This window comes from Nocardia sp. NPDC127526, assembly GCF_042672265.1.
Taxonomy (GTDB): domain Bacteria; phylum Actinomycetota; class Actinomycetes; order Mycobacteriales; family Mycobacteriaceae; genus Nocardia.
Map to the genome: position 1 here is coordinate 130,771 of NZ_JBHXVO010000002.1, position 12,643 is coordinate 143,413.

A 12,643-nucleotide genomic window follows, 5' to 3' on the forward strand; every position below is an offset into this window, starting at 1 on the left:
TGGAAACCATCGGTGCGCCAAGGGATCCGCGGATCCCGGCGCCGTCTCGATCGAGCCTAGGAAGGCGCGGTCTGCGGACGCCCACCGTGCGGTAACCGCGAGGCAACCGCCGCCACCGGGGATGCCGCCCGCGGGTTAGCGTCGGGGCGCGGGTCGTTCGAAGAGGAGTACGACGATGCCTGTTCCGGAATCCACTGTCCTGCACCGTCTCAGCGGCCTGGCCGCGGTCGCCCCGGGCGGCCGCACCGCCGTCGTCGACGAGGTGTTCACCGGCGACCCGCTGGGCGAGGTCGCGGTGGCCGATGCCGAGGATGTCACCGCGGCACTCGCGACGGCCCGCGCCGCACAGCGGGAGTGGGCGGCCCGCCCGGTGCGGGAGCGCATCGCCGTCCTCGACCGGTACCGGAAATCGGTGTACCGCGAACGGGATCGGCTGCTGGACATCATTCAGGCCGAGACGGGCAAGGCCCGCTGGACGGCGCAGGAGGAGATCCTGGGCGTGCTGGCCGGCGCCCGCTACTATGCCCGGACCGCGGGTGGGCTGCTGCGGCCGCGCCGCGTACCGGGACCACTGCCGCTGGTGACCGGCGCGCGCGTCCACCACCGGCCCAAGGGTGTGGTCGGTGTGATCGCCCCCTGGAACTATCCGATGTTCCTGGCCATCGGCGACTCACTGCCCGCCCTGCTGGCGGGTAATGCGGTGCTGCTCAAACCCGCTGCGCGCACGCCGTTCTCGGCGCTGGCCAATGCCGAACTGCTGTACCGGGCCGGACTGCCGCGCGGGCTGCTGGCGGTGCTGCCGGGTCCGGGCGCCACCGTCGGCCGCGCCATTGCCGATGGCTGCGATTTCCTCATGTTCACCGGTTCCACGGCCACCGGCCGCACCCTGGCCCGCCGGTGCGCGGACCGGCTCATCGGATTCGCCGCGGAGCTGGGCGGCAAGAATCCCATGATCGTCACCGCCGGAGCGGATCTCGACGCCGTGGCGCGAATCGCGACGCGGGCGTGCTTCTCCAATGCCGGACAGCTGTGCCTGTCCATCGAGCGCATCTATGTCCAACAGCGCGTCCACGAGCAGTTCACCGAGAAGCTGGTGACGGCCGTCGCCGGCATGAAACTCGGGCCGGGCTACGATTTCGGCTGGGACATGGGAAGTTTGACCTCCGCCGAGCAATTGGAGACGGTCAGCAAGCACCTGGCCGACGCCACGTCCAAGGGGGCGCGGATCTGTACCGGCGGCCGTCCCCGCCCGGACCTCGGTCCGCTGTTCTTCGAACCCACCGTCCTCACCGGCGTCACCGAGGCCATGGACTGCGCGCGGGCGGAGACCTTCGGTCCGCTGGTGTCGCTGTACCCGGTCGCCGAGGTGGACGAGGCCGTCGAGCAGGCCAACGATTCCGACTACGGGCTCAATGCGGCGGTCTTCGCCGCGACCCCGGCCGAGGGCGCGGCAATCGCGGCGCGGCTGCGCTGCGGTGCGGTCACCGTCGGCGAGGGCTACGCGGCGGCTGCCGCGAGCCCGGGCGCACCCATGGGCGGGATGGGTGATTCCGGTCTGGGCCGCCGCCACGGTCCCGATGGCCTGCTCAAATACACCGAACCCCAGACCATTGCCACCGCCGGGACCGGGATCATGGGTCCACCGGCGGGCGGGTCCCCGGAACGGTTCCACCGCATGCAGGTGCCCATCGCCGAGTTCATCGCGCGGCTGCCCGGCCGGCCCTGACCCGTCGCCGCGAGGCGGGCTTCACGACAATTCGGTGGTAACCGCCTCCGCAGCAGCCACTCCGGAGCGGAAGCACGCCTCCAGCGAGGTGCCGAGCAGAAAGTCTCCGGCCAGGGACAGCCGCCCGCAGGCCGCCAGCTCGTGCCGCAGCTTGGTGGTGAACTCGAGATGGAACGGAAGGTAGGCGCAATATCCCGCGGCCCAGCCGCGCCGCACCACCCCGCGCCGCCGCAGCGCGCCGAGCCCGAAACTGTCGGCGAGCAATCGCTCGGTGCGGCCGAGCCAGGTGTCGAGGACCGCGGCCGTGGGCAACGGTCGCGCGGCACGCCCGGAGAAGGTGTACCGCACCGTATTCCGGCGCTCCACGCCATATGCGCCCGCCATCCGGCACGGCCCGTTGTCGAGACTGATCCCGCCCACGCCCGGCGGGAACACCTCACGATCGTATTCGACCACCGCGGCCGCCGCGGGCAGGTAGCGGACCTGAGCCAAAAGCTTGGCCAGCGCCGGGAATTCGTCCGTCGTCAGCTCCGAGGCCACCACCGCGGGCAGCGCCAGCACCACCGCGTCGTAATGGCGATCCACCGCGGGGCCGCCGCCCTCGGACAGCGTGAGGCCGCGCACGCGGCCGTTGCGCACCAGCACCCGCGACACCGTCGTCCCGGTGCGCAGCGCGACACCCCGCCGCGCCAGTTGCGCCACCACCGGCTGAATCCCGTCGGTGAGCTGTTCGAATTCGTCGATAATGGTCGACAGCACCATACCGAAGGAACCCAGGTGCACTTCGTCGGGTTCGGCCCCGTGCATCCAGATCGTCATGGGCGCCAGCAGCTTCCGCGCGATGACCGGATCGAAGTGGTCGGTGAGCGGTTTGCGGTCGCCCAGCCCGGCCAGCTTGCTGAAGTATCCCGGCGCCAGCAGGCCGGGCTCGTCCTGGGCGCGACGGCTCAGATACGAGAACTTGACCACATCGGGGGCCGCCGCCCCCGCACCCACCAGATAGCGCAGGGTGCTCGCCGGATCCCGGTGGTCGAGGGCGACCAGGTCGCCGTCGATGAGGTGGGTGAGCCGCATCCACGCCGGCTCCAGCGGGAACGGCCCCAGCTCGGTGAGGAAATCGCGCAGCGCGGTGTATTTCGCGCCGATCAGCCGCCCGCCCACCATGATGGCCCGCCCGCACAGAATGCCGGGCCCGCAGCGGCCTCCGGGGACCGCCGCGCGATCGATGAGATCCACCTGGTGGCCGGCGCCGCGCAAGCGGTGGGCCGCGCCCAATCCGGAGATGCCGGCCCCGACCACCGCGACTCGTCCGCCGCCCGCCATCTACCGGCCCAGCCAGTATTCGCGGTGCTGAAACGCGTAGGTGGGCAGATCGGTTCGCCGCGCACCCGAGTCGGCGTACAGCGCCGCCCAGTCCACCGGCGCACCGGCCGCGTGCACCGCGGCCAGCGCGGTCAGGACCGATACCGCCGCCCGGCCCGGATCGCCGCTCTCGCGGCCGCTGACGCCCAGGGCGGCGACGGCGACCACGTCGGTCTCCGGCGCGACCGCGGCGCGCACCGTCGCGCCGATCCGCTCGATGGCCTCGGCTCCGCCGAGCTCTACCAGAATGGTGCCCTCGCGTTCCGCGACCCACTCCAGCGCGGCTTCGAAGCCCGCGCCCGTGGGCGCCAAGGGTATTCGTGGATGTCGGCCCTGCGCCGCGTACACCGCCGCCTGCTCTCCCCCGCCCCGGCCGATCAGATAGTCCGCCCCCAGACCGAACGACTCCATCAAGCGATACAACCCGACTTGCGCGGCGAATCGATAGGAATCGGCGGAATTCTCGAGACTCCACAATGTTTCGTGGTCCGGACTGTCCACGAGCACAAGGCCGCGCAGCCGCTCGGAGTCGGCCGACGACCGTGTCAGCTCGTCGAAAACACTTCGGAATATCGGGAAGTCGCGGTAGAGGCCGCGTACCGCGGCGGGATCAGGAAGCGTATCCGGCAACAGCACAACCGTTTTCGCCACCGGAGAAGCCTGACCACGCACGACCGACGCCGAGTCGATCCCGGCCGCGAGCGCTTCCGCCGCGGCCACGAGTTCGGCCTGTTTGCGCCCGATAAGCAACGCCCGATGCGGCATGCGCGCCCGCGAGACCGCCAGCGAGTACCCGATATCACCGGGATCCGCATGGTCGCGGGTGCGCAGGAAATCCGCCAGCCGCGCGGCCTGCGCCGTCAGCCCGCGCGACGAGCGCGCCGAGACCACCCAGACGTGCCCCGGGAGCGCACCGCCGTGGCGCTGCCGCGAGGAAGTCTCCGAATCCTCCTGCGCCGGAGCCTGTTCCAGGATCACATGGGCATTGGTGCCGCTGATGCCGAAGGAGGACACCGCGGCCCGCCGCGGCTGCCCGGTCTCGGGCCACGGCTGCGCGGTGGTGGCCAGCCGCACCTGCCCCCGGTTCCAATCCACGTGCGGGGTGGGCGCATCCACGTGCAGCGTCGGCGGGACGAGGCCGTGCCGCAGCGCCAGCACCATTTTGATGACGCCGGCCACTCCGGCGGCGGCCAGGCTGTGCCCCATATTCGATTTGATCGAGCCGAGCAGCAGCGGCCGTCGCCGCTCGCGCCCGTAGGTGTCCAGCAGGGCCTGCAATTCGATGGGATCCCCGAGGATGGTCCCGGTGCCGTGGCCCTCCACCACATCCACCTCCGGGGCCGCGATCCGCGCATCGGCCAGCGCATCGGCGATGACGCGCCGCTGCGCCGACCCGTTCGGGGCGGTGAGACCGTTGGATTCCCCATCGGAATTGAGCGCCGACCCGCGGATGGTCGCCAGAATCGGGTGCCCATTGCGCTGCGCCTGCGAAAGCCGTTCCAGCAGCAGCATTCCCACGCCTTCGGACCAGGCGGTGCCGTCGGCGGCCGCGGCATAGGACTTGCACCGGCCGTCCGGGGCCATGCCGCGCTCACTGCTGCTGACGAACATATCGGGCGTGGTCATGACGGTGACCCCGCCGGCCAGCGCCAGCTCCGTTTCGCCCCGGCGCAGCGAGTTCACCGCTTGATGCAGCGCCACCAGCGACGATGAGCACGCGGTATCCACCGTCACGGCCGGACCGCCCAGGCCGAGCACATAGGCGATGCGGCCCGAGGCCGCCGCCGCGGCCACCCCGGTCATGAGGAATCCGCTCACCTCGGTCAGCTCCGCACCGGTCAGCGCCCGGTAGGACCCGTCGATGACGCCGTAGGAGTTGCCGATCATGCCGACGAACACGCCGGTGCGGCTGCCGCGCAGCCCGGTGGGATCGATGCCCGCGCGTTCGAGAGTCTCCCAGGTCACCTCCAGCAGCTGCCGCTGCTGCGGGTCCATGGCGAGTGCCTCGCGCGGGCTGATGCCGAAGAATCTGGCGTCGAAATCGCCTGCGGCGTCCAGGAATCCGCCCCGGTGCACATACGTCCGCCGGGTGGCGTCCGGATCGGTCAGCCCGGCCAGCCGCCACCCGCGGTCGCCGGGGAACTCCGAGATCACGTCCCGGCCCGCCGCGACCATGTCCCACAGCTGTTCGGGTCCGGTGACACCACCGGGGTACCGGCAGCCCATCGCGACGATCGCGATGGGCTCACTCGCCCGGAACTCGTACTGCCGCAGTCGTTCCCGGGCTTGTTGCAGTTCCCGCACCGCGGTGCGCAGATAGCTGCGCAGCTCGTCCTCCGCCATACCGCTGACCTCCGGTGCCGACGCGGTTCGTCACGACCGGGGCGCGGCCACCGCGGTCAGGTGCATGAACGAGATGATGAATCGCCCGGATTCGGGCACCATGCACAGCAGGGTGTCGCCCTCGCTGATCATGTTCTCGGTGAGCATCTCGTCGAGAATGAGGTAGATGCTGGCCGAGCCGACATTGCCGACCCTGGTCAGATTGCTGAACCAGCTCTCCCGCCGGGCCGTGCCGATGCCGCGCCGGGTGAACTCACCCAGCAGCAGCTGCTTCATTCGCTCACTGGAGTAGTGCACCGGGAACCAGGTGACCTGCTCCGGATCGAATCGCCCTGCGGCTACCAGCTTTTCGCACTCCTGGATGCCGACCTCCACCAGATGCGGCAGCAGCGACAGCTTCTGCCGGGGAGCCATGGCCCCGTCCTCGGCGGCCGCCATCGCATCCGGATAGTCGCCCCAGGTCTTGGTGCAGTCGTTGGAGTTGCTGCCGAAGAACATGCACGCCTGTTCGGTATTGGCGTAGGAGGTCAGGCTGATCCAATCGATGCGCAGGCTGATGCCCGCCGCGGCCGGCCGATCACTCAGCACCGCGGCGCCGGCACCGTCGGAGAGCATGTAGCGCAGGAAGGCCGTCTCCATCGGCAGCGTGCCGTCCTCCACCACCGTGCGCATGTGCGCATAGCGCGAGCTCTTGAACCCGCGCGAGGCGAATTCGCTGGCCACCACCACCGCATTGCGCTTCTCGCCGGCCACGATCTGCAGGTGGGCGTTCTTCAGGGCCATCATGCCCGAGCTGCAGATGCCGTGCGCGGTCATCACTTCCAGCGGCGCGAACCCCAGCTCGCCGTGAATCATGCTGGCGTGCCCCGGGCCGAGCAGATCCGGCATGGTGGTCGCGGCCGCGAGCATCTCGACCTCGTCCGGGCCCAGGCCCGCCCGCGCCACGGCCTCGCGGACGGCGGCGGCGGCCATCTGCGTATTCGAGTGCACGGTCTGCTGTTTCTTGTCGATGGCGTAGTGGCGGCTGGTGATGCCGCTATTGGCCAGGATCATCTCGCGCAGCTCGGCCGAGGCCAGGCCGGCGCGGCCGATGTAGTCCTCGATCTCGTCATTGGGTACCGGGTCGCCGGGCAGGAAGCGGCCGGTGGCGGTGATGTAGGCGGGCATACGGCTCACACCCCGCCCGTCTGCCCGGCGGCCGCGCATTTGCGTTCCAGCAGCGCGGTGAAGTCCTGGAAGGTTTTCACCGATGCGATCCGCTCGTCGTCGAGTTCGATGCCGTACTTCTTCTTCACCATGTCCGCGATGGCGAGCAGGCCGAGCGAATCCACGCCGAGTTCGTTCAACTTCGAATGACTTTTGATTTCTTCCGGCTCGATCCCGTAATGGGACTCGAGATAGTCGAATATGTCTTTCTGGATTTCGACTACGATCGACATTCCCGCCTCGCTCCTGGCTCGGATATCGCGAATTCGGTCCGCGCTTCTCGCCAGTCTCCCGAGCGCAACCCGGCAGCGTCAACGAAAATATGCGGCACACAGCGGAATCGGGGCGTGTCAACCCCTAGGTGGCGCACCCCTGGACGATGCCGGGCATCCTTGCCCGCCCGGCCCGGGCGTCGATACAGTTCTGCCCATCACACGTCCCGGAAGTGGGTACGGTTCATGAGTATCGAAAATTCCCGCGACAACACCGTTCCCGCCCGGCGGGCCGTTGTCTTCCACTATTCGCAAACCGGTCAGCTGACCGACGCTGTCGAGGCATTCACCGCACCGCTCACCGCGGCCGGCTGGCGCATTCGGAACGTCGCGGTGACCCCCGCGCGGCCGTATCCGTTCCCCTGGTCCGTTCCGGCGTTCTTCGGCGTTTTTCCCGCCTGCGTCGACGAGCATGCCGAAATCGAGCTGGCGACACCGGAATCCGAATTCCGGGCCGAGCCGGGCGAGTTGATCGTGTTCGCCTATCAGGTGTGGTATCTGGCGCCGTCGGTGCCCATGCGGACGGTGCTCAATACTCATCCGGAGCTGTTCGCGGGGCGGGAGGTGGTCTCCGTGGTGGCCTGCCGCAAGATGTGGCACTCGGCCGTGCTCGAGGTCGATCGCCGGCTGGCCGCGCTCGGGGCCCGGCATCTGGGGGCGGTGGTGGCGACCGATACCCGCCCGCAGTTCATTACGCTGATCACCACGCTGCGGTGGATGTTCGGCGGTCGCCGGGGCGGTCGCGGTCCGCTGGGGCGCGCGGGCGTCGACGACCGGGAACTCGAACGCCTGCGCGCCTGCGGCCGGGACTGGGCGGAGCCCGGAACCGATTCCGCGATCGTGACCGCGCCGGTGGTGTACCCGGTCGCGGGCGCGGATCTACTGGCGGGCAGGCTGTTCCGGCGCTGGGGCCGCGTGATACGCGCCGGAGCGCGGCGCAATCGCGCGCTCGGCGCGGTGACCGTGGGCGCGTTCGTGGTCTGGCTGGGATTGTCGCTGGCGATCATGCCGCTGGGGGTGTTGCTGGCCCTGCCGCTGCACCGTCGCCTCGATCGCGCGATCGACCGGGCCCTCGGCGAGGTCACCAGCCTCCGACGGCCGGGCCCCCTCGATACCGCCGGCGCCGAAACAGCGGTCACCGGCACCGCGCCGGCCACCGAAATGTCCTCTGCCGCAGTGCGCCCGGGCGACCGCCTGCCCGCCTATCCCCTGCGCCGCGACACCGGCGCCGAGATCACCGTCGGCGAGCTGCACGAGACCGGGCTGTTGCTGCTGTGCGGCAGCGAAGCCGAACCCGCCTGGCGGGATGCGGTGGGCTACGCGCGCATCATGGACGCGACTCCTCTTGCGGCACTGACCATTTCGATCACACCGATCATCGCCGCCGATCATCTGCACGATCCGACCGGTGCGGCGCTGGCCGGCTATGGGCTGCACGACGGCACCGCGGTGCTGGTCCGACCCGACGGCATCGTGGCGGCCGTGCTGCGCGGCAGCGATCCGCATCAGGAACTCATCTGTGCGATCGACGACGCCGCCACCGGCGCCCGCCAACCGGAAGGCGATCCCCGATGACCACACCACGATTCATGCCGCCCCCGCGCGTGGCCCGGGCCGCCGAGGCCGCCCACGCCCGCCTGCGCCGATCGCTGCTCCAGGCGCTGCCGCCGCCCTTGAGCGTGCTGAGCCTGGCCGACGGCTGGCTGCTGTCGCAGGCGGTCTGCACCGCCGCGCGACTCGGCATTGCCGACGCCCTCGCCGGCGGCCCGCGCCCGGCCGCGGAGATCGCCGAGCGCATCGGCGCCGATCCCGACGCCACCTATCGGCTGCTGCGCATGCTGGCCGGGCACGGGGTCTTCCACGAATTGCGCGACCGGCGTTTCGAACTGAACGCGGTGGCCGATCCGCTGCGCACCGATTCCCCCCAGTCGGTCCGGCCGCTGCTGGCGGCCACCGCGCATCCGGTCATGTGGGCCACCGGCGGGCAGCTGCTGCGCAGCGTCCAGACCGGCCGCAGCGGTCACGAACTCGCCCACGGCACAACCGGATTCGAGCATCTCGCGGCGGATCCGGAACTGGCCGCGGCCTTCCACGACGCCATGCGGGTGACCTCGCAACTGGCGGCCGGGCCGCTGCTGGCCGCCGTCGACTACTCCCGCTACGGCACCATCGCCGATATCGGCGGCGGCTCCGGCTATCTGCTCGCGGCCATTCTCGCCGCCGCGCCGCGCAGTCGCGGCGTGCTCTACGATCTGGCCCCGGCCACCGCCGACGCCCCCGGCGTGCTGCGCGCGGCCGGTGTGGCGGAGCGCTGCACCATCGAGAACGGTTCCTTCTTCGACAGTGTGCCCGCCGGAGCCGACGTCTACGTGCTCAAGAACATCATTCACGACTGGCCCGACGACACCGCCCTGACCGTCCTGCGCGCGGTGCGCGCCGCCATCGTCCCCGGCGGCCGCCTGCACCTGGTCGAATGCCTGATTCCCGAGCAGCGCAACACCACTCACCTGAGCCTCTGGCTGGACCTGCACGTGCTGCTCACCATCGGCGGCCGCGAACGCACCGCCGCCGAGTACCGCGCACTGCTCGAAACGGCCGGTTTCGGCACTCCGCGCATCACCGCGACCGCTGCGCCGCTGTCGATCATCGAGGCCGTCCCGGTCTGACCGGAACGGCCTCGCGCCGTCCCTCAGCAGCGAGTGCTCAGCATGAACCGCAGCTCACCTCGCCTGCGCACCTTCAACTTCCGGTAGACGCGGGTCAGGTGCTGTTCCACCGTGCTGGTGGTGATGCCGAGCTCGGCGGCGATATCGCGATTGCGCAGCCCCCGCGCGGCGAGCTCCGCCACCCGGTACTCCGCCGAGGTGAGCAGTCCGGTCGGCGCGGCATCCGCCGGGAGTTGCGGCGGTTCGATCGCCCGGGGCTCGCCGAGCGACCGGTACAGTTCCTCCGCGCCGCAGTAGCGGGCCAGCCGCATGGCCGAGCGCCGTAGCAGCCGGGACCTGTTCTCGTCGCCGAGCTGGTCGTAGGTGCGGCCGAGATCGCCCAGCACCCTGGCCAATTCGAGCCGATCCGGGCTGCGGCGGATGATGGCCTCGGCACGGTGCAGCAGCAGCACCCGTTCGGAAGGCTCGGCGGTGCCCGCGATCAACCGCAGCGAGACTCCGCCGCTGCCGTGACGTTCGGCGTCACCGAGCAGATCCAGATGCCGTTGCGCGAAGGCGCGGGCGCGCTCGTGATCGCCGACCTCGAGATACACCTGCGCCACATCATTGCGCCAGGCCAGCACGCCGGGCAGATCCAGCTGCCAGCGCTGCATGAGCGCACCGCACAGCTGGAAGTCGACCAGTGCGTCGGCGGCCCGGCCGGTGGCCAGGGCCAGATGGCCGCGGGCATGCAGATACAGCAGCACCAGTCGGGAATCGAACAGTCCCAGCGGCACATCCCGCGCCATCTGCGCGGTCGCCTCCTCGAACCGCCCGGCGGCGGTGAGCGCGCGCACCCGGCAGGCCAGCGGGCGGGCGATGACGAGGCCCAGATTCTCCGCGGGCACCTGATTCAACGCCTGTACCGACCGGTCGGACGCATCGTCGAGACGGCCCTGCCGCAGCGCGATCTCGGCGTGCAGGCCCGCGAAGATGGCCAGCCAGGTCGGCGACGACCGCGCCGACGCCTCGGCCAGCAGGGCATCGCACCACGCCGCCGCGACATCGAGCCGATCGGCGTAGACCAGGCCCTCCAGTGCGGCGGTGAGGATTTCGACGGTCTCGGCATCGAGGCGGTGCCGAGACAGGATGCGGTGCGCCATGGTCACCGTCGACTCGCAGCCGGTGCCGCCCAGGGCCGTCAGCAGATTCGTCCCCATCCGGTGGACATTGGCGGCATCGGTGCTCACCGCGGAGGCCGGAGCCGAGGGTAGTTCGCGGCGGCCGGCCAGTTCCGGGTACGTGTACCCGACCCACGAGCGCAGGAAGGCGATATCGTCGGAGGCCGCCGAATGATCCCGCTCCAGGGCCGTCAGCGCCGTGCGGACATCATCGACCCGGCCGTACCACAGCAGATACCGCATGGCCTCGCGCAGCGCGTCGTTCGAGGCCGCGCCGCTGCGCACCGCGGTCTGCAGGCGGGCGAAGTTGCGGGTGGCGGTCGACGGATTGACCCGCCACTCGATGGCGGCCAGCACGCTGGCGATCTCGGCGCGGTCGCGGCCGTCCACGGTCGCCCGATACGACAGCTCCAGATAGTCCATGGCGCGGCTGATCTGATCCAGCGTGAGCGCCTCCTCGGCCGCGGCCCGCAGCACCGGCCCCATCCACGGATAGCGGGGGCCGCCGGAACGCATGAGATGGTCGGCCACCGCCGTCACGGCCGCGCCGCGCTCGTAGAGGACCTCCGCCGCCCGCCAGTGCATCCGGCGGCGATGGTCCACGCGCATCCCGCGCAGCAGCCGGACCCCGGCATCGCGATTGCGGAAATGGCAGCCGTCGAGCACCCCCATATCGGTCAATTGCGACAGAATCCGATGCACCGCAACGGGATCGGCCTGCAACACCAGCGTGATGGTGACGGCCGAACTCGACTCCCCCAGGACCGTGATGGCCTCGGCCACCCGCAGCAGCTCCCCGGAGCCGCGGCGCAGCCGGTGCACGATGGCCCTGCTGACATCGGAGGTGTCCTCCGCCGGAATCCTGTGCGGCGCAGTCGATACCAGGGCATCGCACCGTGGTGCGGCGCCTGTCCTGTATCGACGGCCCGGATCCGGCCGCGGGGTCATGTCGGAGGCCACGGCGCCGGCGGCATAGGCCGGCGCCGAGTTCGCTGCCCCCGAGCCGACCCTCGTCGCTCTGCGCTGGTTGACACGTCTTCGGTGCGCCATATGACTGCCCCAGAGTTTCGCTGTCCCGCGGTGAGGTCGGTCGGATGTGCGCGGAAGGCCCTGCGCAGTACCGCGGCGGCGCTGCCGAGAAACCGATCCATGAAGTGATATACGGGGAGGAACGCATCGCCGTTCGGCGACGGCAGAAGCCAGGAAACCCCACGCCCGGAAGGCTTGTCAAGGTCGATTCGGCCCCCGCCCGATTGCGTAGGGGTCGCTGCGCGTAGGGGTTTGCGCACCCCCGGACGCCGGTCAGACTCGCGGCATGAGATACCGCTGCCGCCGACCCGGTCGCTGGCCGGACACCGTGCCATGCTGACCGAGGTATCGGTCGATGCCCTGATGCACAGGCACTTCCACGCCCAGTTCGCCCGCCCGGTCGGCTGGCGTGAAGTGCCCTTCTCCACCCTGACGCCGTATCACCGCAGCGTGCTGCTGACCGACGGCACGGTGACGCGCACCCTCGAGGCCCTCGTACTGGAACAGGTCCAGGCCCGGCGCATCGTGCAATACCAGATGACCGCCGCCGCGGCCGGCGACGGCTGGCTCGAACTGAAACCCACCGACCCGGTGCTGGTGCGGCATGTGGACCTGGTCGGCTCCCGCAGCGAAACCCGCTACGCGCGCGCCGAATCGGTGATCGCGCCGAACCGGCTACCCTCCGGCTTCACCGCCGCGCTGGCCGCCGAGCCCGAGGGCATCGGCGCGGCCCTGCACGCCGCCGCCGCGGAATCCTTCCGGCAACTCCTCTACTACGGCAGAACCGACGACGCGGTCTGCGCCCGCTGCTACCGGATCTTCATCGCGGGCCGCCCCGCGCTCGTGATCCGGGAGTGGTTCCTGCGCTGATCCCCGACT

9 protein-coding genes are annotated in these 12,643 nt (G+C 70.4%); 4 read left to right on the forward strand and 5 right to left on the reverse strand.

The genetic code is table 11. From position 1 onward, the window contains the following. The first annotated feature begins 175 nt into the window (after positions 1-175). Entirely contained in the window at positions 176-1,726 is a 1,551-nt protein-coding gene (locus ACFVIV_RS03695; protein ID WP_379193231.1) for a succinic semialdehyde dehydrogenase, read from the forward strand. Between the two features lie 21 nt (positions 1,727-1,747). On the opposite strand, the gene ACFVIV_RS03700 is transcribed toward ACFVIV_RS03695, so the two are convergent. From ACFVIV_RS03700 to ACFVIV_RS03715, 4 genes are read right to left on the reverse strand one after another with little or no spacing between them, the layout of a single operon-like run. Then, on the reverse strand, positions 1,748-3,025 hold the full coding sequence (locus ACFVIV_RS03700) for an FAD-dependent oxidoreductase (protein WP_379193232.1): 1,278 nt from the start codon (positions 3,023-3,025) through the stop codon (positions 1,748-1,750). 24 nt (positions 3,026-3,049) lie between these two features. Beyond that, positions 3,050-5,431, reverse strand: a complete 2,382-nt coding sequence (locus tag ACFVIV_RS03705; protein ID WP_379193233.1) for a type I polyketide synthase — start codon at positions 5,429-5,431, stop codon at positions 3,050-3,052. 30 nt (positions 5,432-5,461) lie between these two features. Next, entirely contained in the window at positions 5,462-6,598 is a 1,137-nt protein-coding gene (locus ACFVIV_RS03710; protein ID WP_379193680.1) for a 3-oxoacyl-[acyl-carrier-protein] synthase III C-terminal domain-containing protein, read from the reverse strand. 5 nt (positions 6,599-6,603) lie between these two features. Beyond that, positions 6,604-6,870, reverse strand: a complete 267-nt coding sequence (locus ACFVIV_RS03715) for an acyl carrier protein (RefSeq protein WP_379193234.1) — start codon at positions 6,868-6,870, stop codon at positions 6,604-6,606. Between the two features lie 225 nt (positions 6,871-7,095). Between ACFVIV_RS03715 and ACFVIV_RS03720 the strand changes: the two genes are divergently transcribed. Both ACFVIV_RS03720 and ACFVIV_RS03725 read left to right on the forward strand, forming a co-directional pair. Beyond that, positions 7,096-8,484, forward strand: coding sequence for a hypothetical protein (locus ACFVIV_RS03720; RefSeq protein ID WP_379193235.1), 1,389 nt, complete (start codon positions 7,096-7,098; stop codon positions 8,482-8,484). Next, the gene (locus ACFVIV_RS03725) at positions 8,481-9,575 is read left to right on the forward strand and encodes a methyltransferase (protein WP_379193236.1); all 1,095 of its coding nucleotides are present in this window, start codon (positions 8,481-8,483) and stop codon (positions 9,573-9,575) included. The genes ACFVIV_RS03720 and ACFVIV_RS03725 overlap by 4 nt, the downstream gene beginning before the upstream one ends. Before the next feature lie 23 nt (positions 9,576-9,598). On the opposite strand, the gene ACFVIV_RS03730 is transcribed toward ACFVIV_RS03725, so the two are convergent. Then, positions 9,599-11,557 (reverse strand): LuxR C-terminal-related transcriptional regulator, encoded by a 1,959-nt coding sequence (locus ACFVIV_RS03730; protein WP_379193237.1) that lies wholly within the window; start codon positions 11,555-11,557, stop codon positions 9,599-9,601. Positions 11,558-12,097: 540 nt separating this feature from the next. On the opposite strand from ACFVIV_RS03730, the gene ACFVIV_RS03735 reads away from it, so the two are divergent. After that, positions 12,098-12,634 (forward strand): chorismate--pyruvate lyase family protein, encoded by a 537-nt coding sequence (locus ACFVIV_RS03735; RefSeq protein WP_379193238.1) that lies wholly within the window; start codon positions 12,098-12,100, stop codon positions 12,632-12,634. Positions 12,635-12,643: the final 9 nt, after the last annotated feature.

What these genes read in the sequence shown, in the direction of transcription:
- ACFVIV_RS03720 (WP_379193235.1), top strand. Translation starts at nt 7,096, where the DNA reads ATGAGTATCGAAAATTCCCGCGACAACACCGTTCCCGCCCGGCGGGCC.
- ACFVIV_RS03705 (WP_379193233.1), bottom strand. Translation starts at nt 5,431, where the DNA reads ATGGCGGAGGACGAGCTGCGCAGCTATCTGCGCACCGCGGTGCGGGAA.
- ACFVIV_RS03710 (WP_379193680.1), bottom strand. Translation starts at nt 6,598, where the DNA reads ATGCCCGCCTACATCACCGCCACCGGCCGCTTCCTGCCCGGCGACCCG.
- ACFVIV_RS03725 (WP_379193236.1), top strand. Translation starts at nt 8,481, where the DNA reads ATGACCACACCACGATTCATGCCGCCCCCGCGCGTGGCCCGGGCCGCC.
- ACFVIV_RS03715 (WP_379193234.1), bottom strand. Translation starts at nt 6,870, where the DNA reads ATGTCGATCGTAGTCGAAATCCAGAAAGACATATTCGACTATCTCGAG.
- ACFVIV_RS03735 (WP_379193238.1), top strand. Translation starts at nt 12,098, where the DNA reads ATGCTGACCGAGGTATCGGTCGATGCCCTGATGCACAGGCACTTCCAC.
- ACFVIV_RS03695 (WP_379193231.1), top strand. Translation starts at nt 176, where the DNA reads ATGCCTGTTCCGGAATCCACTGTCCTGCACCGTCTCAGCGGCCTGGCC.